This is a genomic window from Spongiactinospora sp. TRM90649 (assembly GCF_029382225.1).
Lineage (GTDB): Bacteria > Actinomycetota > Actinomycetes > Streptosporangiales > Streptosporangiaceae > Spongiactinospora.
The window spans coordinates 182,547-204,897 of record NZ_JARLTC010000006.1 but is presented as its reverse complement, the minus strand read 5'-3'; the positions used below and the strand labels follow the sequence as shown (position 1 = coordinate 204,897).

The following is a 22,351-nucleotide window of genomic DNA, read 5'->3' as shown; positions in this document are numbered from 1 at the left end:
TTCCTGAGTGCCACCAGGCGAAGGTCAGCGGCCCGGACAGTCGTAGACGACCACCAAAGGGGTGTGCGCGAACAAGTAGCTCTGCACGGGAGGAGCGGCGGGAAAGCCCCGGCCACGCCGGATCGGCGTGGCGGTCGTGCCGCCCCGTGATGTGAAGGACCCCTGCGGTGTGTAGGACCTCGGCTTGAGAAGCCCCGCTGCGCGCGAGGACGATGGCTCGAAGGTCTGCACGATGCCCAGCTTACTGAACGACCGTGACCTCTTCCTCCGTGACCACCCCTTCCACGATGCGGAAAGACCGGAACTCGGCCTTGTCCTCCTCGCGGGTGGAGACGAGCACGTAGTGGGCGTCGGGTTCGGAGGCGTAGGAGATGTCGGTGCGCGACGGGTAGGCCTCGGTGGCGGTGTGCGAGTGGTAGATCACCACGGGCACCTCGTCGCGGTCGTCCATCTCGCGCCACACGCGAAGCTGCTCAAGCGAGTCGAAGCGGTAGAAGGTGGGCGAGCGTTCGGCGTTCGCCATCTGGATGAACCGCTCCGGCCGGTCGGAGCCCTCCGGTCCGGCGATCACACCGCACGCCTCGTCCGGGTGATCGGCCCTGGCGTGGGCCACGATCCTGTCCACCAGTTCCTGCGCGATCGTCAGCATGCCGTGGAAGTTACCAAAGCGCGCGCACGAGGCTGTCCTGCAGGTAGGTGAGCCAGTCGTACATCATGAACGCGGGATAGCGCGGGTCGTCCTCGGTCATGCCGGCGAGCTCCTCGTGGACCTCCTCGGTGACCTCCAGGCGGGTGCCGAGCGCCAGCCGTACGTCGTTGAGGGCGCGCAGCCACGCCTGCGACTGCTCGGCGGTGAGCTCGGCCCGGCCGGGGGTGAGGGTGTCGAGCATGGTGCGCGCGTCGGCGCGCTTGGCGTCGCGCAGCCCGGCCTCGGTGTAGCGGCGGAACTCCGCGGCCTGCTCCTCGTCGGCGTACGCCGAGGGGAACAACCGGGCCAGCACCGGGTCGTCGGGGACCTGGGCCGAGCCGATGCCGAGGGCGCGCTCCAGCGGGTCGCTGCCGGTCTCGCCGGGCTCGATCATCCCGAGGATCATGTCGACCAGCGAGCGCAGGATGGAGACCTCGGCGGGGTCGAGTTCCACGACCACGCCGCCGTCGGCCCCCGCCTTGAATCCGGTGCTCACGGACGCCCCCTCACGAGTCCTGCTGAACAGTGGCCCACAGTCCGTAGGAGTGCAGGATCTGCGCGTCGCGCTCCATCTCCTCGCGGGCGCCGCTGGAGACCACCGCCTTGCCCTTGTGGTGCACGTCGAGCATGAGGCGCTCGGCCTTCTCCTTCGAATAGCCGAACACGTTCTGGAAGACGTATGTCACATAGGACATGAGGTTCACCGGGTCGTTCCAGACGATGGTGAGCCAGGGAAGGGCGGGCCGTACGTCCGTTGCGGGACGCTCGGTCTCGGTAGGAGCGGTGCTGGGCACGTTCACCAGTCTGCCCTAACACCCCCGTAGTCTTCGACACGTGGACAACCCCATGAGCAGCGCGTTGCTCACCGATCACTACGAGCTGACGATGGTGCAGGCGGCACTGCGCAGCGGCGCCGCCACGCGCCGGACCGTCTTCGAGGTGTTCGCCAGGCACCTGCCGGGCGGGCGCAGGTACGGCGTGGTCGCCGGGGTCGGACGGCTGCTCGACGCGCTGGAGACCTTCAGGTTCGCCCCCGACGAGCTGGACTTCCTGCGTGCGCGGCGAGTCGTGGACGACGCGACGCTCGACTTCCTGACCGGGTATCGGTTCACCGGCGACGTGCGCGGCTACCGCGAGGGCGAGTGCTACTTCCCCGGCTCACCGATCATGGTGGTGGAGGGCACGTTCGCGGAGAGCGTACTCCTGGAGACCATCGTCTTGTCGATCCTCAATCACGACAGCGCGATCGCGTCGGCCGCGTCGCGCATGGCGCACGCGGCGGGCGACCGTCCGCTGATCGAGATGGGCACCCGGCGCACCCACGAGCGGGCGGGCGTCGCCGCCGCCCGCGCCGCCTACATCGGCGGCTTCGCCGCCACCTCGAACCTGCGGTCCGGCTTCCTGTACGGCGTGCCCACCCGGGGCACCAGCGCACACGCCTTCACGCTCCTGCACGACTCCGAGCATGAGGCGTTCGAGACCCAGATCGCCTCGCTCGGCGCGTCCACGACGCTCCTCATCGACACCTACGACGTGCACACGGCCGTGCGCAGCGCGGTGGAGCTGGCCGGTCCCGAGCTGGGCGCGGTCCGCATCGACTCGGGCGACCTCGCCACCGCGGCGGTGGAGGTGCGCGCGCTGCTCGACTCCCTGGGCGCGACCAAGACCCGGATCATGGTGACCGGCGACCTGGACGAGTACTCGATCGCCGCGCTGGCCGCCGCCCCGGTGGACGGCTACGGCGTCGGCACCTCACTGGTGACCGGCTCGGGCGTGCCCACGGCGGCCATGGTCTACAAGATGGTGGCCAGGCAGGACGCCGGCGGCGAGCTGCGGCCGGTGGCCAAGCGGTCGGTCGGCAAGCCCAGCCGCGGCGGCGTCAAGGAGGCGTTCCGCAGGATCGGCCCCGACGGCCACGCGACGGCCGAGATCGTGGTCTGCGCGGGCCCGGACGCGACCCGCAGGGCCGAGGAGGTCGTCCTCGACCTCGGCGAGGGCCAGGACGGCGCCGACCCCGGCCGTTCCGCCCAACGGCCGATGCTCGCCGAACTGGTCAAAGACGGGAAGATCGTCGGCCGGGAGAGCGTGGAGGCCGCCAGGCGGCGGCACACCGAAGCGATGGCCGAGCTGCCTCCCGAGGCCCACCACCTGTCCCGAGGCTACGCGGCCATCCCCACGGTCTTCGCCGGACCGTGGGGCGGATCGTAGGATCGGACTATGAGCACCGCGCTGATCATCGTGGACGTTCAGAACGACTTCTGCGAAGGCGGCAGCCTCGCGGTGAGCGGGGGCGCGGAGGTGGCCGACGCGATCTCCCGCCATGTCGCCACGCGAGACTACGACCACGTGGTGGCGACCCGCGACCACCACATCGCCCCCGGGGCGCACTTCGCCGAGCAGCCCGACTTCGTCGACTCCTGGCCCGCGCACTGCGTGGCGGGCACCCCGGGGGCGGAGTTCCACCCGGCGTTCGACACCGAGAAGGTCGAGGAGGTCTTCGACAAGGGAGCGCACGCCGCCGCCTACAGCGGGTTCGAGGGCCACGCCGCCGACGGCACCTCGCTGGCCGACTGGCTGACCGCCCGGGGGGTTTCGGCGGTGGAGGTGGCCGGCATCGCCACCGACCACTGCGTGCGGGCCACGGCGATCGACGCGGTGGAGAACGGCCTGGCCGTCCGCGTACTGCTCGGCCTGACGGCCGGCGTCTCCCGCGTCACCACCAACGCCGCCCTCGCCGAGCTGACCGCCGCCGGGGTGCAGCTCAGCGGCACCCCGATCGTCCGCGCCTGACCCCACGCCCGATTCCGAACAGCACGCGCCCACGACAGGACCGCACCTACGCACGGACCCGGGCGGACGGGGCGGGCCTGCGGAGGCGCCGAGCCACGCCTCCCCGAGCCCCACGGGCGGACCGGGGCTACGGGCACGCTGGGCTGCGGACGAGGCGGGCCGCGGACGGCCCGGAGCGCCCGGACGTGTGCGTCCGGGCGGGCTACGGGGCGTGGGCGGGGTGGGTCAGCGGGAGCGCTGGGTGGCCCATTTGCGGATCTGGGCGATGCGCTCGCGGACCTGTTCGGATGTGGCCTGGGCGATGGGCGGACCCCCGCACAGGCGGCGCAGCTCGGCGTGGATGACGCCGTGCGGCTGGCCGGTGCGATGGTTCCAGGCGCCGACCAGGCCGTTGAGCTCCTTGCGCAGCCCCGCCAGCTCCTCGTGCGGCGACACCGCGGGCGGGGGCTCGGTGCCCGCCGCCTTGCGCTTGGCCGCCTGCTGGTCGGACTGGCGCTTGCGCAGCAGCGTGGCCACCTGGTCGGGCTCCAGCAGCCCAGGCAGGCCGATGAAGTCTTCCTCCTCGGGAGACCCGACGTCGGCGCCGGTGCCGAACTCGCCGCCGTCGAAGAGCACCCGGTCGAAGGTGGCCGACGCCTCGACGGTCTCGAACGGCAGCTCGTCGCCGAGGACGTCGGGGTTGTCCTTCTTCTCCCTGGCCTCCTTGAGGAGGTCGTCGTCGAGGCCGTCCTCCTGCTGCCTGCGGCCCAGGATGTGGTCGCGCTCGGCCTCCATCTCGCCCGCCAGCCCCATCAGGGTGGGCACGGACGGCAGGAACACCGACGCCATCTCACCGCGCTTGCGGGCCCGGACGAAACGCCCGACCGCCTGCGCGAAGAACAGCGGAGTGGACACCGACGTGGCGTAGACGCCGACGCACAGGCGCGGGATGTCGACGCCCTCGGAGACCATCCGGACGGCGACCAGCCAGCGTTCCTCCGAGGCCGCGAAGGACTTGATCTTCTTGGAGGCGTCGGGGTCGTCGGACAGCACGACGGTGGCGCCCTGCCCGGTGATCGTGCGGATGTGGCGGGCGTAGGCGCGGGCCGTCTCGTGGTCGGTGGCGATGACCAGGCCGCCCGCGTCGGGCACGCCCCGGCGCACCTCGGTCAGGCGGCGGTCGGCGGCGCGCAGGACCTGGCTGATCCAGTCGCCCTTGGGGTCGAGCGCGGCCCGCCACGCCTGGGAGAGCTGGTCCTTGGTGAGCGGGGTGCCCAAGGTGGCGGTGATCTCGTCGCCCGCCCTGGTGCGCCACTTCATCTCGCCCGCGTAGGCGAGGAAGATCACCGGCCGGACCACGTTGTCGGCGAGCGCCGGGCCGTAGCCGTAGGAGTAGTCGGAGACGCTGCGCAGCGCGCCGTCGCCGTCTTCGACGTAGCCGACGAACGGGATCGGGTTGTCATCGGACCGGAACGGCGTGCCGGTCAGGCCGAGCCGACGCGCCGCGGGCTCGAACGCCTCGCGGACGGCCTCGCCCCAGGACTTCGCGTCGCCCGCGTGGTGGATCTCGTCGAAGATGACCAGCGTGCGGCGGCCCTCGGTGCGCGCCCGGTGCAGCGCCGGATGCATGGCGACCTGCGCGTAGGTGACCGCCACGCCCATGTAGTCGCTGGACGTGGTGCCCTGGCTGTTCTTGAACTCGGGGTCGATCGCGATGCCCACCCGGCTCGCGGCGTCGGCCCACTGGCGCTTCAGGTGCTCGGTCGGGGTGACGATCGTGATCGTGCGGACGATGCCCCGGGAAAGCAGCTCGCTGGCGATGCGCAGCGCGTAGGTGGTCTTGCCCGCGCCAGGGGTCGCCACGGTGAGGAAGTCGCGCCGCTCGGCTGCGAAGTAGAGGTCGTACGCCTCCTGCTGCCAGGCGCGCAGCTTGGGCGCGGTCCCCCACGCGGCCCTGTCGGGGTAAGAGGGGGACAGATGCGATGCGGCGGAGGTGCTCACACCACTCTCCTAGAGTTGCGTCTCGTTGCGTCGCCTGCGTCGCTGCTGTGTCTTCTGGTTGGCACCCTCACAATCACACCAGGGTAATCGCCGCCACCGACAGGACGTGCCGTACGCCCCGGGTCCTGGCCAAGATCCCATCCGCGTGCTAGGCGCGCGGGGCGCGGATTCACCCGGCGGCCGGGCGTGGATTCACCCGGCGGTCGCCCCTTTGAGCAGGGCGTCTATGTCGGCGCGGACGCGCGGGCCGTCCGGCTGGGCCATCGCGACGATCACCAGCGTCCGCCCGCCCCGGTCGAGGACGGCGACCCGCAGGTAGGCGGGACGGTTCACCACGTCCTTGTACTGGGCGACCACCGCCCGGACGTGCCCCTTCGCTCCCGCCACGGCCACGGGGGCGTCCTCGGCGACCGCCACCGTGTCGCCGTGCAGCAGCAGTCGCGCGTACAGCTCGGAGACCTCAAGGGTGGTCTCCCTGGCCGAGCGGGCGCCCAGCGCGGGGCCCGGCCTGGCCATCACCAGCGCGCCCCGGCCGCCGTCGGAGGCGACGGAGGTGAAGGCGGTCACCGGTGCGACGACGCCCTCCGTCCACCCGGCGGGCAGCGGGTAGCGGATACCGGCCAGCGGGTCGATGACCACCTGGACGGCGGGCTCCGGCGTGACCAGGCGCAGCAGCAGGACGACCGCCCCCGCGATCAGCGAGACGCCGGCCACGAAGGCGGCGAGGACGCCGAGGAACCGGGTGAGCCGCCGGGGGACGCGATACCTGTGGGGATCGGCGGGGGTGCCGTACCAGCGGGCGGAGGGCGGGAGGGCGTCACCGGCCTCTGCCTGGTCCGGCGGCCACACCCGCCGTGCGTAGGGTGGCCGGTCACCCCGTCGTTCGTCCACGGCACCTCCTCCGGCGCGGCCACGGCCCCCTTGTCCTACCATGGCCGCCGCGCGGGCTCAGTAAATCCGTGATCACTGTTACGCCTGGGACGAACGGAGGGTCATGTCCCCATGCGTACCCGTTATGTCGGCACGCGTACCCGGCGCGCGACGATGGAGGCGACAATCCCCAGGCCGACCATCGACGCGGCGATCACGCCGAATCCGGTGGCGGTGTCGTCGTGGCCGACGACGTTGATCAGCGCCCCGCCGAGGCCGATCATGAGCGCGCCGCCGAGGGTGTCCATGACCTGGAGCGACGCGGAGTTCGCGCCCTGTTCCTCGTCGCTCGACTGGTGCATGGTGGTGACGTTGACGCTGCTGATGCCCATGCCCATGCCGAGCCCGGCGACCACCCAGGCCGGAACCGTGATCCAGCCGGGCACGCCGGGGACCACGGCGAGCGCGGTGAGCACGATGCCCGCCGTCACCCCCATCGCGCCCAGCATGATCATCCGCTCGTGGTCGATGAAGCCCCTGCTCTGCAGGTAGGCCCCCGCGGACCAGCCGAGCGCCCCGGTGGTAAGCGCTATCCCCGCCGCGGTGCTGGAGTAGCCGTGAACGTCCTGCAGCATCAGCGGGATGAAGGAGTTGACGCCGAAGAACGCGCCGGCGAGCAGGCCGCGCATGACGATGGTGGTGGGCAGGCCGCGCCGCAGCCGCAGGGTGCCCTTGGGCAGCAGCCGGGGCAGCCCGGCGGCGAACACGACCAGCCCGACCGCGCACGCGCCCAGGCCGAGCGGCAGGTTGAGGTGCAGGTTGTCCACGCCGTAGAGGAGGACGCCCGCGCCGAAGGCGGTGCCCGCGGCGGCCAGCGTCACCATGACCGGCCCGCCCCGGCGCACGGCGCGGGCGTCGTCACCTGAGTCTCCGGCCTGCGCGTCGCCCTTCGCGCGCAGCGCGGGCAGCAGCATCAGCAGCGCCGGGACGACCAGCGGCACGATGCCGCGGAAGACCCAGCGCCAGCCGACGGTGTCGGCCACCAGGCCGCCGACGCTGGGCCCGATCAGCGCGGGCACCACCCACGCGCTGGACAGCGCCGCGAAGATCTTGGGACGGACCGACGGATCGTAGACCTTGGCGATCATGACGTAGCTGGCCACGATCGCCGCGCCGCCGCCGAACCCCTGGACGGCACGCGACGCGATGAAGATCTCCTTGCCGTTCGCCTCCCCCGCGAGGACCATCCCCGCGACGAAGACGGTGACGCCGAACACGAACGGCAGCGCGTGACCGCGCCGGTCGGCCCACTGACCGGTGATCGCGGTGGCGAGCAGCCCCGACATGAGGAAGGCGGAGAAGCTCCAGCCGTAAAGATCCTTGGCGTTCAGGTCTGCGGCGATGGCGGGCATCGCGGCCCCGATCGACATGCCTTCGAAGGCGATCAGGGTGACGACGAGAAGGATGCCGATGGTGGCGGTGCGGTACTGGGGGCCGAAGATCCTTGGGGGGATGTATGGAGCGTTTTCGGTTGTCGGTGCTGTCACCTGTTAAGAGTAGAGCGCCCGTCCGACATTCTATAGGCGGCCCATGCTGTCCGGATTCGCGCTCCTTGTCCGGCTGTGAATTCGGACATGCAGCGGTCGTGGGCGTAATCCATGAAGTTGCGCACCGGGTCTTTCCCGGGCAGCGGACAGGTGTCCTTGCCCTCGGGGCAGCCCTCCGTGGGGTGCGCCTCCGGCGGGGTGTCGGCGACGCCGTCGCCGGGCTCCGCGCAGCCGTTCTCGAAGGTGTGCATCAGCCCGAGCCAGTGGCCGATCTCGTGGACGGCGGTGAAGCCCCGGTCGAAGGTGCGCATCGTGCCGCCGGGCATGCTGCGCCAGTCGATCACCACGCCGTCGAGCACCGGGCTGGTGCGGTACCAGTAGGGATAGGTGCCGTAGCCGAGGACGACCTCGTTCAGCTCGGCGATGTAGAGGTTGAGCGCGGTGGCCCCGCCGCGCCGCAGGGCCTGCTTCATGGCCTGCTCGTGGCCGAGCGGGTCGCGGAACCAGGTGGCGTTGCCCGTGTTCGTCATCCCGGCGACGCGGAACCTGACCCGGGTGTCGGCGCCGCCGAGGCGCCCGCCGTACGCGTTGTTCAGGGCGTCGACCTGGGCCTGTACGGCCTGCTTGGTGACACGGCGCGAGCCGTCGTCGATCAGGTGCACCCACAGCGGGACATTGATCACCGGCGGCGGGACGATCCGCATCAGGCGGGTGCGCAGTTCGAGGTCGGCCATCATCCGCCGGACCTCCATCGAATCGGGCGCCCCCGGTTCCGCGCCCCGCAGCCCCACGGAGTGCGCGCCATGGCCATGCCCCGCCGCCGGAGGACACCCCTCCGCGACACGCGCGGCCGCCGCCGGCACCCCACGCAGGGCCACAGAGCCCGGCGACGGCACACCTGGAACCCCGGCGTCCGGTGGCGCACCGGAGGCCGTGAGGCCGCCCGCGGCGGGCGCCGCCGTGCCGAGCGCGAACAGGCATACCGCCATTGCGGCGATCGAACGCCGGGCCATGCACTCCCCCGAGTCTCCGGTGCCGGTCGAACGCGCCGTGTCACGACGCTTCACCGACCGTAGCCGTCCAACCCCGCTCGGTACGCGAACAACACTGACTTTTTCAGCGCGCCCCCATCGTGGGGTGGGAGTAACCGCACCAGGAGGAATGCGATGCGCGGGCCCGATCGGCCTCCCCTGCCCGCCCACAGCACGGGAGCCGGATGCGGCTTTCGGGTCGCGGGCGACGTTGGGCGCGGCGTCCGGGGCGGAGCCCTTGACGCAGGCAGTGTCGGGCGCAGGGGTGGATGCGGGGTCAGAGCCGCGTGTGCCCGGTGTGGTGCCAATGTCCGGTGGTTCGGGGTTGTTGCGCGGCGGGCTGTCCGTGCACGGTGGGACGCCGGTTACCGCTGCGGAACGCCCCTTAGGGGTGCGGGTGCCCGTGCTCCGGCTTGGTGGGGCCGGAGCAGGGGCCTTACGCCGTGGGGCCGGGGACGTGGTCTGGTGTGCCCCGGCCGGGCTATTCGGACTTGTCCGGCTCGCCCTTGGGGAGACCCTCGTAGATCTCCTTGCACTCCGGGCAGACCGGATACTTCTTCGGGTCACGGCTGGGCACCCACACCTTGCCGCAGAGGGCACGGATCGGGGTCCCGGTCACCATGCTTTCGGTGATCTTGTTCCGGTCTGCGTAGTGGGCGAAGCGCTCGTGGTCTCCGTCATGGGAGAGCTCTTGGCGGACATCGCCTTCGGGAAGGATCTTCGTGCTCACCCCATCGAGTCTATGCGCAGCCAGCCCCCGTTATTCAGCCGACGTGCACCGAAGGGCCCTCCGTCTACGACCGGCCCGGACGAAAACGACAAGCAGGGCGGCCACCACGGCGACCACGGTGCTCACCGTGTAGGCGAGGTGCATGCCGTCCAGGAAGGACTGATCCGAGGCCGTCGTGATCGCCTGGGCCACCTGGGCGTGCAGGTCCGGGGTGACGGGCGCCTGGCCGTACGCGACGGCGTCCTTCATCAGGTCCACCTGGGCCGCGCTCGGGGCGGGAAGGCCCTGGCCGGTGAAGTACCCGGGCAGCACGTCGGCGACCTTGGCCGCGACCACCGCGCCGAGCGCGGCCGTGCCGCAGCGGCGAGGCGACGATCCCCTTGGCTCACCGGAGCCGCATCGGCCCCACAAATCCCCCTAGTGGTGCTTTTGTCCCCAATTTAATGTCATGGTCTGACAAACGACAAACGCCTTTAGTTGGCACGGAGTGATTTATGGCACACTATGACAACCAGGTGTCGAAAGGATGACAGGCATGGAGCAGATCGGCCTACGCGAGCGGAAGAAGCTCAAGACCCGCCAGGCCCTGATCGACGCGGGGCTCGATCTCTTCCTCGCGCAGGGCTACGACCAGACGACGGTCGAGCAGATCGCCGCCGTCGTCGAGGTCTCCCCCCGCACCTTCTTCCGCTACTTCGCGGGCAAGGAGGACCTGGCACTGCACCACACGGCCGACCTTGAGCAGATCGTGACCGAGGAGCTGCGCGGGCGTCCGCCCGCCGAGCCGCCCGTCACGGCGCTGCTCAACACCTACCGGACGCTCGCCGAACGAGTCGCCGAGGCCGGCACCGAGCAGTCAGAACGCTATCTGAAGACCCATCGCGTCCTGGACGCGACCCCCGCCCTGCTCGGCGCGGCCATCGGCAGGACGGCGGGACTGGAGGCCCGCCTGGCGGTCCTCATCGCCCGCCGCCGGGGCGCGGACGGCGAGCCCGACCGCCGCGACCACCTGATCGTCGCGCTCGTCACCGCCGCCCTCCGGGTCGGGTTCGAGTGTCCCGGCGCGGCGAGGTCCGACATCGCGACGCTGGCCTCCGGGGTCGAGGAGACGCTGGCGATGGCCGAGGACGCGTTCCGCCCCGGCTGGGACGGCGAGCGGCCGCTCAGTTGAGCGTCGGATCGTCCGGGCACGTCGCCACGAACGCCAGCTCCCCCGGCTGACGACGCAGCACGGCCCGCCACAGCGACTCGGGATCGGCGAAGAACGTGTCGCCCTGCTCGGCGTCCACGACGTACCACGCGCCCTCGGCGATCTCCGATTCGAGCTGGCCGGGCGTCCACCCCGCGTAGCCCGCGAAGATCCGCATCTGCGCGATCTCCCCCGCCAGGATCTCCGGCGGCGCGTCCAGATCGACCGTTCCCAGCCTGGACACCGCCGGAATGCCCGCCTGCAGCCGCCGCCACCCCAGCGGCTCCTCCCCGCTCGGCACCGCCGCGAGGGCGAGCGCACTGTCGGTCTGCACCGGCCCGCCCTGGAACAGCACCGAGGGGCCGCTCACCAGGGAGTCCCATGTCGGGAGCACCTGGGTGACGGCGATGTCGCTGGGTCTGTTGAGCACCACCCCGAGTGTGCCGCTGTCCTGATCATGTTCTAAGACCAGCACGACGCTACGCCGGAAGTTGGGGTCGTCGAGCCGTGGCGTCGCCACGAGCAGCCCGCCGACGTAGATCGCCTCCGCCATACACTCCATGATGGGGGGTGAATCGCAGATCTCGCGCCTCACCCGGATACATTGCGCGAAGTTACTCACGATCGCGAGACGGGCACTCTCGGTGGTATCGATCATCACCTACGGAGTACGCCACCATGCCCTTCCGCCTCGCGCCGCGCCGAGCGCTTCTCGCGGCCTCCGCGCTCGCCGTCACGGCGTTCCTCCTCACCGCGCCGACGGCCGCCGAAGCCGCCACAGGCACCCAGGCGGCGCCCACTGTGCCCGCCGTGCCCGCTGTGCCCCCCACACCCGCCGTACGGGAGGAGGAGGGCACGCACAACGCGATGGCGGGCAAGCTGGTGACCGCCGGCGGCCTGGTGGTGATGGGCGGCCTGCTGTGGTGGCTCGGCGGTGTGTGGCCGGGCCGCTACCCGGGCCGCCCCCATCCCGAGGAGGACCCCCGGCGCCGCTGACCGGGACGCGTCAGGCCTCGGTGCTGCCCCGGGGGCGGCCACCGGCGGACTCACGGACGGCGGCGGCCACCGCGGTGGCCACGTCGGCGTGGAAGACGCTGGGGATGATGTAGTTCGGGCCGAGCTCCTCCTCGGTCACCACATGGGCCAGCGCGCCCGCCGCCGCGATCAGCATCTCCTGGGTGACCCCGTTGGCCTGCGCGTCCAGCAGCCCGCGGAAGACGCCGGGGAAGGCCAGCACGTTGTTGATCTGGTTGGGGTAGTCGGAGCGCCCGGTGGCGACGACGGCGGCGTGCTCGCGGGCGTCGTCCGGAGAGACCTCCGGCTCGGGGTTGGCCAGCGCGAAGACCACCGCGCCCTCGGCCATGGTGGCCACGTCGTCGCCGGTGAGGATGCCCGGGGCGGAGACGCCGATGAAGACGTCGGCGCCCTTGACCGCGCCGCGCAGGTCTCCGGAGTAGCCGTCGGCGTTGGTGTGGTCGGCGATCCACTGGAGGGAGTCGTCGAGATCGTCGCGGCCCCGGTGGACCGCGCCCCGGTAGTCGCAGACGACCACGTTGCGCGCCCCGGCTGCGAGCAGCAGGCGGAGCACCGCCGTACCGGCCGCGCCCGCGCCCGCCATGGTGATGCGGACCTGCGACAGCTCCTTGTCCACCACCCGCAGCGCGTTGGTCAGCGCGGCCAGCACGCAGATCGCGGTGCCGTGCTGGTCGTCGTGGAAGACCGGGATGTCCAGCAACTCGCGCAGCCGCCGCTCGATCTCGAAGCAGCGCGGCGCGGAGATGTCCTCCAGGTTGATGCCGCCGAAGCCGGGCGCGATGACCTGCACCGCCCGCACGATCTCGTCGGTGTCCTGGGTGTCGAGGCAGATCGGCCAGGCGTCGATGCCGGCGAACCGCTTGAACAGCGCCGCCTTGCCCTCCATGACCGGCAGCGCCGCCGCCGGGCCGATGTTGCCCAGGCCGAGCACGGCGGAGCCGTCGGTGACCACGGCGACGGTGTTGCGCTTTATGGTCAGCCGGCGGGCGTCCTCGGGGTTGCGGGCGATCGCCATCGACACCCGGGCGACGCCCGGCGTGTACGCCATGGACAGCTCGTCACGGTTGCGCAGCGGGACCTTCGACTTCATCTCGATCTTGCCACCGAGGTGCATGAGGAAGGTGCGGTCGCTGACCTTGTGGATGGCGACGCCCTCGACGGCCTCCAGCTGGTCGACGATCGCCTGGGCGTGGTCGGTGTCGCGGGCCGCGCAGGTGACGTCGATGCGCAGGGTCTCGTGACCGGCGTTGGTCACGTCTAGGGCGGTCACCACACCGCCCGCCGACTCGACGGCGTGCGTGAGCTGGCTGACGGCCTTACCACCGGCCGGCACCTCCAGCCGGACGGTGATGGAATACGACACACTGGGGACGGTGGCCACGTCATCCGCTCCTTTGCAGTGACCTGGGGTTAATCATGCCATCGTGCCACCTCCGCCGTGCGCCCGGTCCGTGGTTCACCGGTGTACGGGTCGTGGTACGGGTCCAGGCGTGTGTCGAGCCGGGGGCGACTCTCCGGTCAGGCGACGGCCTCGGCGGCGGTGGCGATCAGTTCGACACAGGTCGGCACGGGGATCCGGGTGCTGTCCACGACCAGGTCGTACATGGTCGGCCGGGCCGGATCGACCCGGTAGAAGTGCCGGACGTAGGCGATGCGCGCCCGGTCGTTGTCTTCGACGATCTTGCGGGCCTCGCGCTCGTCGAGCTCGAAGAACGCCGCGGTCTGGCGGATCCGCCGCTCGATCGGGGCGTCGAGGCGGACGTGCAGCGCGCCCGGGTGATCGGCCAGCACCACCGCGGCGGCGCGGCCGAGGATCACTCCGCCGCGTGCCCTGGCGGTGGTCTTGATGACCTTCTCGGTGTGCGCGACGAACTCCTCCGCCGGAGTCGGCATGGCCCCCGGCAGGTAGGTGTCGACGCCGCCGAAGGTGACCGTCGGCAGGCGCATCGCGCCCGACAGCAGCCTGCCGATGCCGTGCTCGGCGCGGTCGTCGTGGACCAGGGCCTCCTCAAGCGTGCAGCCGAGTTCCTCGGCCACGGCCCCGGGGATGGCCCGGTCGACGAACGGCACGCCGAGCATCTCGGCCACCGCGGGACCGATCACGCTGCCCGCGGTGCCGTACGTCGCGGAAATGGTCACGACCCGCACACCGCAATACTTACCCGTTCCAGGTCACGGTTGGAGGGTGTAACCGGGAAAGTTTCCGGGTAGGCGCTCGCCGTCCGGGCCCTGGGTGACGGCCCGCACGAGCAGTTCCCCGCCGACGTACGCGCCGCGCCAGGAGGCCCCGAGGCCGCCGAACAGCTCGTCGCGGTCGCCGCGCGAGCGCGGGCGGTTCAGCCCGAACTTGAACGCGCGGACCTCGTCGCCGATCCGCTTGGCCGCCGCCTCGTCGCCGCAGGACAGGGTGGCCACCAGCGCGCCGTTGCTGGCGTTCATCGCGGCCAGCAGCTCGGCCTCGGTGTCCACCACGACGATGGTGTCCACCGGCCCGAACGGCTCGGCGTGGAACAGCGGCGAGGAGCGCGGCGGCGCGAGCACGGCCACCGGCGCGACGTAGGCCGAGAGATCCTGACCGGGCAGGAAGCGCCCGTCGGCCAGGTCGCCCCGGTAGAGCGGGACGCCGCCCTTGACGATGGCGTCGGCCACCTGGTCGTTGAGCTCCTTGGCCTTGGCGTCGTTGATCACCGGGCCGAAGTCCAGCTCGGGCAGCGGGTCGTCGGGCGACTCGACGGCCAGCGGGTGCCCGAACCTGACCGAGGAGATCGCGGGCAGGTACGTGGCCAGGAACCGGTCGAAGAGCTGCCGCTGCACGACGAAACGGGGGTAGGCGGTGCAACGCTGCTTGGCGTAGTCGAAGGTGGCGCGGATCTGCCTGCCGAGCAGGTCCCAGTCGTCGTACTCCCACACGCCCCAGCAGTTCAGCCCCTCCTGCTCCAGGATGTGGGCGCGGCCGAGGTCGGCGAGGGAGAGCGCGATCTGCGCGCCGGTGTCGCGGCCTCCGACGAAGGAGACGCAGCCGAGTTCCCCGGCGCGAACCAGCGCCGGGGACAGCTCCGCGCCGCCGCCGCTGACCAGCGTGATCGGCAGCCCTTCGCGGACGGCGAGCGCGCACGCGAGCGTGAGGCACGAGACGCCGCCGTCGGTGGGCGTCTTGGCGATCACCGCGTTGCCCGCGAGGAGCTGCACCAGCATCGCGTGCATCAGCACGCTCATCGGGTAGTTCCAGCTCGCGATGTTGCTGACGGGGCCGGGGAGGGGCGTGCGGCCCTCGATCATCCGGTCGATCTCGTCGACGTACCAGCGCACGCCGTCGATACAGCGATCGACGTCGGCGGTCGCCAGCCGCCAGGGCTTGCCGATCTCCCAGACCAGCAGCAGCGACAGCAGGTCGCGGTGTTCCGCCAGCGCGTCGAGAGCGGCGCTCACGCGGGTCTTGCGCTCGGCGAGCGGCACGTGCCGCCATTCGCGGTGCTCGTCCAGGCTCGCGCGCACGGCGCGCAGCGCGGTGGATCGGTCGAGCCGGGGCGGCCCGGCGATGACCGTGCCGTCCACGGGAGACGTGTCGGGCGCGGCCGTGCCGTCCCGCTGCCAGCGGCCGTCCCAGTGGTTGAGCACCCGGTCATCGTGGAACGCCTCGGGGGCGACGGCATGGCCGCGCGTGTACGCGTCGTGCCATGCCATACCCGGTTTGAGCATCAAGGACATAGCCTGTCTCCCTTTTTCGGACGGCCGCCCGGATTCCTTACTGTCCTCCGGCCTCGCTGGGCGGACGACCCGGAGGAGCCCCCGAATCGCCCTCCGTGCGACCCCAGGCCCCTCGCGCGCCCTCTACCCTCCGTCCGGGACGGCCACCGTCCGATCAGATGCTCGATTCACCCGCTCACTTCACGAGTGGGCGGACCTCCTCGGCGATGAAGCGCACGAACCCCTCCAGGTCCGGTTCATCGGCCGTGGGCTGGAAGATCACCGAGTCCGCTCCGGCCTCCGTCAGCCGCTGAACGGCCTCCGCGAACGCCTGGGCGTCGCCCGCGACTGAGATCTCGGCCTTGGGCGAGGTGTGGTTCTCCCTTTCGAGTTCGGCGTCGATGCGCGCGGAGGCCCCGGGGCCGGTGGCCGCGTGGAAGTAGGCGACGATCGGATGCGGGCCGCTGCGGCCCGCCTCGGCCCGGCCCTCGTCGACCAGACGGCGGGCCTCCCGGATGCGCTCGGGAGGAATGCCCGCCACCACGATGGTGCCGTCGGCGGCCTCGCCGGTCAGCCGCAGCGTGCGCGGGCCTATCCCCCCGGAGAACACGGCGGGCGGGGCCGATGGCGGCCAGTCCAGGGCGACATCGTCGAGTTTCACGTACCGGCCGTCCACACTGACCCGTTCACCGCGCAGCAACGCCCGCGTCGCGGCCAGGTACTCGCGCAGCAGCGTCAGCGGCGATTCGACCCGGGCGCCGACCTGTTCCATCCAGCTCTGCAGGCCGTGGCCGACGGCCACGGTGACCCGCCCGGGGAACATCCGGTCGAGGGCCGCGGCCTCCATCGAGGTCAGCGCGACGTTGCGCAGTGGCACCGGCAGGATCCCGATCCCCACCCGCAGCCGTCGCGTCCAGGCGAGCGCCGCCGCCGTGGTGGCGATCCCGCCTTCCAGGAAGCAGTCCTCCCACAGCCACAGCTCGTCCAGCCCGGCGTCGTCCGCCGCCGACGCCACGTCGCGCAGTCGTTCGGGGGGAAGCTGGGGCCGGAATACCGCACCGAGAGCAGTCATGGGATCTTCCTAACGGATCGATCAACACGTCCACAAGCACCGACAAGCACAGCGCTCTCCGGATGTCCGGCGGTATGGCCCGCACTACCGGTGAATCGGGTGGTGGCGGGCATGAATCGGGCCGCCGCTCGGAGAACACTCAAGGGGTATGCGCCGCAACCTACCCAGAGGTCAGCCGATGTTCGCCCCGCAGGAAGCCGCCGCCCGGCTCGTGAACGGCGACACCGCCGATCGCCCGCCGGTTCCCCGTACCGTCAAGACCGCCTCGGCGCTCTGGCTCACCGCCGTCGGAGCGGGGGTGTTCGAGACCGCGATCGCCGTCACCGTGGGCCTCACCGGCGGGTCGGCGACCATCGCCGGGCTCGTGCCGGACATCGCCGTCCGGGTGGCCGTCTACCTGGTGGCGGTCTTCATGGCCCTGCGGCTGCGCGCCGGTGACGGCTGGGCCCGCGTCGCCCTGGCGGTCACGCTCGGCACCCTGGGCACCGTCTCCCTGGTGATCGAACCGATCTCGTGGCTGCTGGCCGGGGGTTCGGCCGCCCGGTTCCTCGACGAGGCGGACGGCCCGGTCCTGGCGATGACAGCCGGGCGGATAGTGCACCTCGTGGCGGTTCTGACGGCCCTGGCGCTGATGTTCGCGCCGTCCGCGAACGCCTACTTCCGCGAGCGCCGCCGCGCCGTCCCGCCGAAGGGCTGAGACCCGCTCGGAGGAGCGCTGACAGCGGCGTTCGCGCGAGCCTAGGATCTCCGCATGGCGCCACCGCCCTGGACCTCGCGCCGGACGCCCAGGGGCGGCTCGTGACCGTCCTCGGCGACGAGCACCCGCTGGTACGGCGCGGGGCCGTGCTGCTCGCCCGGTGCGGGCACGACGCGGGCACGCCGCCCGAGGACGACGGCCACCCGGTCCACTTCCTCATCGACCCCGTGCCGATCCAGCGCAGAGCCGATCGCCGGTCGGCCCCCCGCTGCGCCGACCGGCTCGTGCGCGGGTCGCTCAGAACAGGGCGTTGGCCAGTGCCCTGCGGGCGGCGGTCACCGCGGGATCTCCGTTGGGCAGCGTCTCGAACAGGCCGAGCAGGTGACGGCGGACCGCGTCGCGGTCGTCGCCCGAGGTCTGGCGCACCGTGCGGATCAGCCGGTCGAAGGCCGCCTCCACCGACCCCGACAGCATCTCCAGGTCGGCGGCCTGAAGCTGGGCCTCGAAGTCCTTCGGGTCGGCCGCGCGGCGCTGCACGTCGGCCGGGTCGAAGTGCTCGGAGCGCTGGATGAGGGTGACCCCGGCCAGGCCCATCGAGGCGTCCTCGTTGTTCGGCGAGTGGGCCAGCAGCCGCTGGTAGGCCGCCTTCGCCGCGTCGAGGTCGCCGTTCTCGATGGCCTGCTCGGCGGCGAGCAGGTCGGGGTCGACGGGCGGCTGGAAGACGCCCTCCTCGCCCTGGGGCTCCTCCGCGGCCTGCTCGCCGGGCGGCGGCAGGTGCGGGGCGAGGGCCTCCATGAGCTGGTCGAGCCACTGCCGCACCTGGGGCTCGGGCAGCGCGCCCTGGAATCCGGTGACCGCCTGTCCCTGGAAGACCGCCAGCACCGTGGGGATGCTCTGGACCCGCAGCGCCTGGCTGATCTGAGGGTTGGCGTCGACGTCGACCTTGGCCAGCACCCATTGGCCGGCCGCTTCGGCGGCGAGCTTCTCCAGGATCGGGCTGAGCTGCTTGCACGGCTGGCACCAGGTCGCCCACAGGTCGAGGATGACCGGCACGCGCATGGAGCGCTCGATCACCTCGGCGGAGAAGGTCTCGTCGGTGATGTCGATGACCGCCGTACCGCCGCTGCCCGGGGTGGCGCCGCCTGGGTTTTCCTGCGCCGCGGCCTGGCGGCGGGCCTGCGCGTCCAGCGCCTGCTTCCGCGCTCCGAGGTCCACGGCGCCGTAAAGCGATCCGGGTCGATTGAAGTCCGCTGGGCTCATATTCCAATCCTGCCCCATGGCGCGGACATGCCCGTACGAGGCCGGGGCCCGAGTGGCTAGATGTCGAACAGCTCCAGGAGGTCGTCGCCCCGGTGGGTGCGCGACACCCAGACCTCGCGGCCCTTGCGTTCACGGTCGATGAGCCCGGCCGCGGCGAGCCGTTCGCAGTGGTAGGTGATGGCGCTGGGGACGGTCCCCGCCCGCTCGGCCAGCTTGCTCATGGTGGTCGGCGCGTGCAGCGTGGCCAGCAGTCCGGCCCGCATCTCGCCGAGCATCGCGGCCAGTTCGGCGGTGGAACCCTCGGCCCCGCGCAGCCACAGGTTCTCCACCCCGGGCAGCGGATAGGCGATCCACACCAGGTCGGGGTGGTCGAGGTTGACGATGACCGAGTCGCGCCCGGCGAGAGTGGGCACCAGCACGAGCCGGCGGTCGCCGAGGTCGTAGGAACCGGGCTCCAGGTCGCTGATGCGCAGCGTGCCCTCGGTGTAGACGATCCGCTCGCTGAGTGAGCCGAGCAGCACGTCCAGCGAGTCGCGCACGACCGCCGACCCGACGCGTTCGACCTCGCGCTCCAGCGCGGGCCTGGCCCGCCGCCAGATCGGCTCGGTGACCGACCACACGCCGTCCACGGCGTTGGCGTAGCCGTGCAGCCAGCGCCGGGGCTGGTCCACCGCGCGCCGCCAGTGCTTGGGCACGGGCGCGGAGCCGAACGCCTGGTCGAGGTCGTCCTTGAGGACGGCGGGCGCCACGTCACGCAGCCACGCGACATGACTGGACACCGGCGTCTCGCTCAGCGGCGTGAGCGGCACGATGCTGTCCGGCGCGACGGAGTGGCCGGGCGCCCCCAGTGGCAGCGCGGCCTCCCAGCCCTCCGGGCCGACGGCCTCCTGGACCAGCTTGCGCCAGCTTTCCGGCAGGCCCCTGCGCCGCCCCGCGATGGCGTCGGCGAGCATCGCCAGCGCTGTGACCTGCGGCGAGATAGCGACTTTCACGTGGGGTGTGGATTCGATACGCAGCTCGCTCCACACCCCGGTCTGTGTCCGCGGCACCCTTCCCCCGGATATCGATCCCCATCGGAGACGATAACGGGCCAGGTCATTACCGTACAAATGTTTCAGTGAATCTGAAACCATTACGAGCCAGGGCTCAGAAACGCGCAGGCTCCGAGTAGGTGCCCCATTCCTCGCGCAGCGCGTCGCAGATCTCGCCGAGGGTCGCCTCGGCGCGCACCGCGTCCAGCATGGCCGGGATCATGTTGCCCCCGCCCCTCGCGGCGCTCACCAGGCCGCCCATGGCCGCGTCCACCGCGGCCTGGTCGCGCCCGGCCCTGCGCTGGGCGAGCACGCGGTTCTGCTCCCGCTCCACCTCGTGGCTGACCCGCAGGATGGACAGCGGCTCCTCCACGGTGGAGGTGTGGCAGTTCACCCCGACGATCCGCTTCTCGCCCTTCTCCAGCTTGCGCTGGTAGTCGAACGCGGACTCGGCGATCTCTGACATGAACCAGCCGTCCTCGATGCCGCGCAGGATGCCGGAGGTCATCGTGCCGTCGGTGCCCATGTCGCGGATCCGCTTGAAGATCGCCTCGGCCTCCGCCTCCAGGCGGTCGGTCAGCGCCTCGACGTACCACGAGCCGCCCAGGGGGTCGGCCACGTTGGCGACCTCGGTCTCCTCCATGATCACCTGCTGGGTGCGCAGCGCGATCTCGGCGGCCTTCTCAGAGGGCAGGGCCAGCACCTCGTCCAGCGCGTTGGTGTGCAGCGAGTTGGTGCCGCCGAGGACGGCGGCCAGGGCCTCCACGGCGGTGCGGACGATGTTGTTGTCGGGCTGCTGGGCGGTCAGCGACACCCCGGCGGTCTGGGTGTGGAAGCGCAGCCACTGGGCCTTCTCGGTGCGCGCGCCGTACACGTCGCGCAGCCAGCGGGCCCAGATGCGCCGGGCGGCGCGGAACTTCGCGATCTCCTCGAAGAAGTCGATGTGCGCGTCGAAGAAGAACGAGAGGCCGGGGCCGAACACGTCCACGTCGAGCCCGCGCGACAGGCCGAGCTCGACGTAGCCGAAGCCGTCGGCCAGCGTGAAGGCCAGCTCCTGGGCGGCGGTCGCCCCCGCCTCGCGGATGTGGTAGCCGGAGACCGACAACGGCTTGTAGGCCGGGATCTCCGCGACGCAGAACTCCATCAGGTCGCCGATCAGCCGCAGGTGCGGCTCGGGGGCGAACAGCCACTCCTTCTGCGCGATGTACTCCTTGAAGATGTCGGTCTGCAGCGTGCCGTTGAGCCGCCCGATCGGCACCCCCTGGCGTTCGGCGGCGACCAGGTACATGCAGAAGACCGGTACGGCCGGGCCGCTGATCGTCATCGACGTGGTCACGCCGCCCAGCGGGATGCCGTCGAAGAGCACGTCCATGTCGGCGGCGGAGTCCACGGCGACGCCGCAGTGCCCGACCTCGCCGAGCGACTTGGGGTCGTCGGAGTCGCGGCCCATCAGGGTCGGCATGTCGAAGGCGACCGACAGGCCGCCGCCGCCCGCGCCCAGGATCATCTTGTAGCGCTCGTTGGTCTGGTGGGCGTTGCCGAACCCGGCGAACTGCCTGATCGTCCAGGCCCGTCCCCGGTAGCCGGTCGGGTGGAGACCGCGCGTGAAGGGGAACTCGCCCGGCCAGCCGATCCGCTCCATCCGGGGGTCGGACGTGCCCTCGGCCGGGCCGTAGACGGGATCCACCTCCAGGCCGGAAAGCGTGCGAAACTCCGCGTCGCGCTTCCGAGCGCCGTCGAAGCGCTCCTGCCAGCGCCTGCGGCCCTCGGCGATCTGGTCTGCGTCCATGCTGCCTCCATGTTCCGGTACGGCAGTGCGGGTTCGCCCAGCGGTCGCTCGGCGACTCGACGGGGTAAATACTAGGACGTCCTACTATTTTAGCCCAGTGCCGGGGAAGTCCCCGGCCGCGACGCGCAACGTGCGCAGCGCGCCGAACATCTCCTCCAGCTCCTCCTCGCCGTACATGGACAGGCCGAAGTCGGCCGCCATCAGGTCGGCGGTGGCCGCGCGCACGACGTCGCGCCCGGAGGGGGTGATCTCGGCCAGCACGCCCCGCCCGTCTCTCGGGTTGCGCAGGCGGCGGACGTGTCCGGAGCGCTCCAATCGATCGACCGTGTTGGTGACGCTCGTCGGGTGGACCATCAGCCGCTCGCCGATCTTGGACAGCGGCAGCGCGCCCGACCGGCTGAAGGTCAGCAGCACGAGTGCTTCGTACCGGGCGAAGGTCAAGTCGTGGGGCTTGAGCAGCGCGTCCAGTTGCGACAGCAGGATCTGGTGCGCTCTCATGATCGATGTGACGGCCGCCATCGCCGAGGACGGCCCGAACTGAACGCGCCAGGTCCGCGCGGCGCGCTCGATCGGGTCGAACGGCAGGTTGAGCGGCTGACCGGTAGGCACAGCGCTTACGGTAGCGCGACCTCGTCCCGTTTCGCCCACTTACGTTGAGTAATCAAAATGATGGAATGCCCAAAGGAGCTGTCCGCCAAACGTCACGCTCCGTTATGGTTCTCGCATTGAAAGGTGAGGCGAGAGCCAAGAGGCCGGGTCCCGTCCGGCAAGGGGACGCATTCGGGCTCGCGCGGCCGATAAGGGATCGGCGGCGCCGGGGGGCCCGCATCGCGGCCGGGGGGCCGGGTCATCCGATGCACGGGGGGTGCTTGATGCATGGCAGCTCGACGTCGCCCTCGCGGCGTGAACGCGGACGCGGCGGTGCGGGAAGCCGCGCCGACGACGACGGCGAGAG

Annotated in this window: 24 protein-coding genes; 5 read left to right on the top strand and 19 right to left on the bottom strand. The window is 71.4% G+C overall.

Annotated features, from left to right (window positions below):
- Nucleotides 1-241: 241 nt before the first annotated feature.
- From P3X83_RS08270 to clpS, 3 genes are read right to left on the bottom strand one after another with little or no spacing between them, the layout of a single operon-like run.
- Nucleotides 242-649, bottom strand: coding sequence for a M67 family metallopeptidase (locus tag P3X83_RS08270; protein ID WP_277304285.1), 408 nt, complete (start codon nt 647-649; stop codon nt 242-244).
- A 10-nt stretch (nt 650-659) separates the two neighbouring features.
- Nucleotides 660-1,184, bottom strand: coding sequence for a DUF2017 domain-containing protein (locus tag P3X83_RS08265; protein ID WP_277304284.1), 525 nt, complete (start codon nt 1,182-1,184; stop codon nt 660-662).
- Between the two features lie 10 nt (nt 1,185-1,194).
- Entirely contained in the window at nt 1,195-1,482 is a 288-nt protein-coding gene (clpS, locus tag P3X83_RS08260; protein WP_277304283.1) for an ATP-dependent Clp protease adapter ClpS, read from the bottom strand.
- Between the two features lie 40 nt (nt 1,483-1,522).
- On the opposite strand from clpS, the gene P3X83_RS08255 reads away from it, so the two are divergent.
- Both P3X83_RS08255 and P3X83_RS08250 read left to right on the top strand, forming a co-directional pair.
- Nucleotides 1,523-2,896: a nicotinate phosphoribosyltransferase gene (locus P3X83_RS08255; protein WP_346742691.1), complete on the top strand. Its 1,374-nt coding sequence runs from the start codon at nt 1,523-1,525 to the stop codon at nt 2,894-2,896.
- A 9-nt stretch (nt 2,897-2,905) separates the two neighbouring features.
- Nucleotides 2,906-3,478, top strand: coding sequence for a nicotinamidase (locus P3X83_RS08250; RefSeq protein WP_277304282.1), 573 nt, complete (start codon nt 2,906-2,908; stop codon nt 3,476-3,478).
- Between the two features lie 225 nt (nt 3,479-3,703).
- Here the strand turns inward: P3X83_RS08250 and P3X83_RS08245 are convergent, their stop codons facing one another.
- The 6 genes from P3X83_RS08245 to P3X83_RS08220 form a co-directional block, all read right to left on the bottom strand.
- Nucleotides 3,704-5,458 (bottom strand): DEAD/DEAH box helicase, encoded by a 1,755-nt coding sequence (locus tag P3X83_RS08245; RefSeq protein WP_277304281.1) that lies wholly within the window; start codon nt 5,456-5,458, stop codon nt 3,704-3,706.
- Nucleotides 5,459-5,650: 192 nt separating this feature from the next.
- Nucleotides 5,651-6,349, bottom strand: coding sequence for a hypothetical protein (locus P3X83_RS08240; protein ID WP_277304280.1), 699 nt, complete (start codon nt 6,347-6,349; stop codon nt 5,651-5,653).
- 122 nt (nt 6,350-6,471) lie between these two features.
- Nucleotides 6,472-7,875 (bottom strand): MFS transporter, encoded by a 1,404-nt coding sequence (locus P3X83_RS08235; protein WP_277304279.1) that lies wholly within the window; start codon nt 7,873-7,875, stop codon nt 6,472-6,474.
- The gene (locus tag P3X83_RS08230) at nt 7,872-8,888 is read right to left on the bottom strand and encodes a zinc metalloprotease (protein WP_277304278.1); all 1,017 of its coding nucleotides are present in this window, start codon (nt 8,886-8,888) and stop codon (nt 7,872-7,874) included. Before P3X83_RS08230 ends, P3X83_RS08235 begins: the two co-directional genes overlap by 4 nt.
- Before the next feature lie 499 nt (nt 8,889-9,387).
- A complete protein-coding gene (locus P3X83_RS08225; protein WP_277304277.1) occupies nt 9,388-9,636 on the bottom strand; it encodes a DUF3039 domain-containing protein in 249 nt (82 codons plus the stop codon).
- Nucleotides 9,637-9,666: 30 nt separating this feature from the next.
- Nucleotides 9,667-9,972 carry a hypothetical protein gene (locus tag P3X83_RS08220; protein WP_277304276.1) on the bottom strand — a complete coding sequence of 102 codons (306 nt, stop codon included), beginning with the start codon at nt 9,970-9,972 and terminating at the stop codon, nt 9,667-9,669.
- A gap of 199 nt (nt 9,973-10,171) precedes the next feature.
- Here P3X83_RS08220 and P3X83_RS08215 point away from each other — a divergent pair, with 199 nt between their 5' ends.
- Nucleotides 10,172-10,807, top strand: a complete 636-nt coding sequence (locus P3X83_RS08215) for a TetR family transcriptional regulator (RefSeq protein WP_277304275.1) — start codon at nt 10,172-10,174, stop codon at nt 10,805-10,807.
- On the opposite strand, the gene P3X83_RS08210 is transcribed toward P3X83_RS08215, so the two are convergent.
- Nucleotides 10,800-11,378 carry a YqgE/AlgH family protein gene (locus P3X83_RS08210; protein ID WP_277304274.1) on the bottom strand — a complete coding sequence of 193 codons (579 nt, stop codon included), beginning with the start codon at nt 11,376-11,378 and terminating at the stop codon, nt 10,800-10,802. The two genes, P3X83_RS08215 and P3X83_RS08210, sit on opposite strands and share 8 nt — an antisense overlap.
- A gap of 125 nt (nt 11,379-11,503) precedes the next feature.
- Here P3X83_RS08210 and P3X83_RS08205 point away from each other — a divergent pair, with 125 nt between their 5' ends.
- A complete protein-coding gene (locus tag P3X83_RS08205; protein ID WP_277304273.1) occupies nt 11,504-11,821 on the top strand; it encodes a hypothetical protein in 318 nt (105 codons plus the stop codon).
- Between the two features lie 10 nt (nt 11,822-11,831).
- On the opposite strand, the gene P3X83_RS08200 is transcribed toward P3X83_RS08205, so the two are convergent.
- From P3X83_RS08200 to P3X83_RS08185, 4 genes are all read right to left on the bottom strand, one after another.
- On the bottom strand, nt 11,832-13,241 hold the full coding sequence (locus P3X83_RS08200; protein ID WP_277304272.1) for an NAD-dependent malic enzyme: 1,410 nt from the start codon (nt 13,239-13,241) through the stop codon (nt 11,832-11,834).
- Between the two features lie 137 nt (nt 13,242-13,378).
- On the bottom strand, nt 13,379-14,008 hold the full coding sequence (locus P3X83_RS08195) for a cytidylate kinase-like family protein (RefSeq protein WP_277304271.1): 630 nt from the start codon (nt 14,006-14,008) through the stop codon (nt 13,379-13,381).
- Nucleotides 14,009-14,032: 24 nt separating this feature from the next.
- Nucleotides 14,033-15,544: an aldehyde dehydrogenase family protein gene (locus P3X83_RS08190; protein ID WP_277304270.1), complete on the bottom strand. Its 1,512-nt coding sequence runs from the start codon at nt 15,542-15,544 to the stop codon at nt 14,033-14,035.
- Nucleotides 15,545-15,743: 199 nt separating this feature from the next.
- Complete coding sequence (locus tag P3X83_RS08185; protein WP_277304269.1) at nt 15,744-16,619, bottom strand: LLM class flavin-dependent oxidoreductase; 876 nt, start codon at nt 16,617-16,619, stop codon at nt 15,744-15,746.
- Nucleotides 16,620-16,797: 178 nt separating this feature from the next.
- Between P3X83_RS08185 and P3X83_RS08180 the strand changes: the two genes are divergently transcribed.
- Nucleotides 16,798-17,316, top strand: coding sequence for a hypothetical protein (locus tag P3X83_RS08180; protein ID WP_277304268.1), 519 nt, complete (start codon nt 16,798-16,800; stop codon nt 17,314-17,316).
- A 41-nt stretch (nt 17,317-17,357) separates the two neighbouring features.
- Here P3X83_RS08180 and P3X83_RS08175 read toward each other — a convergent pair whose 3' ends face one another.
- The 5 genes from P3X83_RS08175 to P3X83_RS08155 form a co-directional block, all read right to left on the bottom strand.
- The gene (locus tag P3X83_RS08175) at nt 17,358-17,519 is read right to left on the bottom strand and encodes a hypothetical protein (protein ID WP_277304267.1); all 162 of its coding nucleotides are present in this window, start codon (nt 17,517-17,519) and stop codon (nt 17,358-17,360) included.
- A 94-nt stretch (nt 17,520-17,613) separates the two neighbouring features.
- Complete coding sequence (locus P3X83_RS08170) at nt 17,614-18,576, bottom strand: tetratricopeptide repeat protein (protein WP_277304266.1); 963 nt, start codon at nt 18,574-18,576, stop codon at nt 17,614-17,616.
- A 56-nt stretch (nt 18,577-18,632) separates the two neighbouring features.
- On the bottom strand, nt 18,633-19,568 hold the full coding sequence (locus P3X83_RS08165) for a hypothetical protein (protein ID WP_277304265.1): 936 nt from the start codon (nt 19,566-19,568) through the stop codon (nt 18,633-18,635).
- Between the two features lie 154 nt (nt 19,569-19,722).
- Entirely contained in the window at nt 19,723-21,396 is a 1,674-nt protein-coding gene (locus P3X83_RS08160; protein WP_277304264.1) for a methylmalonyl-CoA mutase family protein, read from the bottom strand.
- 84 nt (nt 21,397-21,480) lie between these two features.
- Nucleotides 21,481-22,005: a MarR family transcriptional regulator gene (locus tag P3X83_RS08155; RefSeq protein ID WP_277304263.1), complete on the bottom strand. Its 525-nt coding sequence runs from the start codon at nt 22,003-22,005 to the stop codon at nt 21,481-21,483.
- Nucleotides 22,006-22,351: the final 346 nt, after the last annotated feature.

Excerpts from the sequence above, each read along its gene's own strand:
- P3X83_RS08215 (WP_277304275.1), top strand. The coding sequence starts at position 10,172 with ATGGAGCAGATCGGCCTACGCGAGCGGAAGAAGCTCAAGACCCGCCAG.
- P3X83_RS08270 (WP_277304285.1), bottom strand. The coding sequence starts at position 649 with ATGCTGACGATCGCGCAGGAACTGGTGGACAGGATCGTGGCCCACGCC.
- P3X83_RS08210 (WP_277304274.1), bottom strand. The coding sequence starts at position 11,378 with ATGGCGGAGGCGATCTACGTCGGCGGGCTGCTCGTGGCGACGCCACGG.
- P3X83_RS08185 (WP_277304269.1), bottom strand. The coding sequence starts at position 16,619 with ATGACTGCTCTCGGTGCGGTATTCCGGCCCCAGCTTCCCCCCGAACGA.
- P3X83_RS08170 (WP_277304266.1), bottom strand. The coding sequence starts at position 18,576 with ATGAGCCCAGCGGACTTCAATCGACCCGGATCGCTTTACGGCGCCGTG.
- P3X83_RS08160 (WP_277304264.1), bottom strand. The coding sequence starts at position 21,396 with ATGGACGCAGACCAGATCGCCGAGGGCCGCAGGCGCTGGCAGGAGCGC.
- P3X83_RS08190 (WP_277304270.1), bottom strand. The coding sequence starts at position 15,544 with ATGGCATGGCACGACGCGTACACGCGCGGCCATGCCGTCGCCCCCGAG.
- P3X83_RS08205 (WP_277304273.1), top strand. The coding sequence starts at position 11,504 with ATGCCCTTCCGCCTCGCGCCGCGCCGAGCGCTTCTCGCGGCCTCCGCG.
- P3X83_RS08180 (WP_277304268.1), top strand. The coding sequence starts at position 16,798 with ATGTTCGCCCCGCAGGAAGCCGCCGCCCGGCTCGTGAACGGCGACACC.
- P3X83_RS08230 (WP_277304278.1), bottom strand. The coding sequence starts at position 8,888 with ATGGCCCGGCGTTCGATCGCCGCAATGGCGGTATGCCTGTTCGCGCTC.
- P3X83_RS08250 (WP_277304282.1), top strand. The coding sequence starts at position 2,906 with ATGAGCACCGCGCTGATCATCGTGGACGTTCAGAACGACTTCTGCGAA.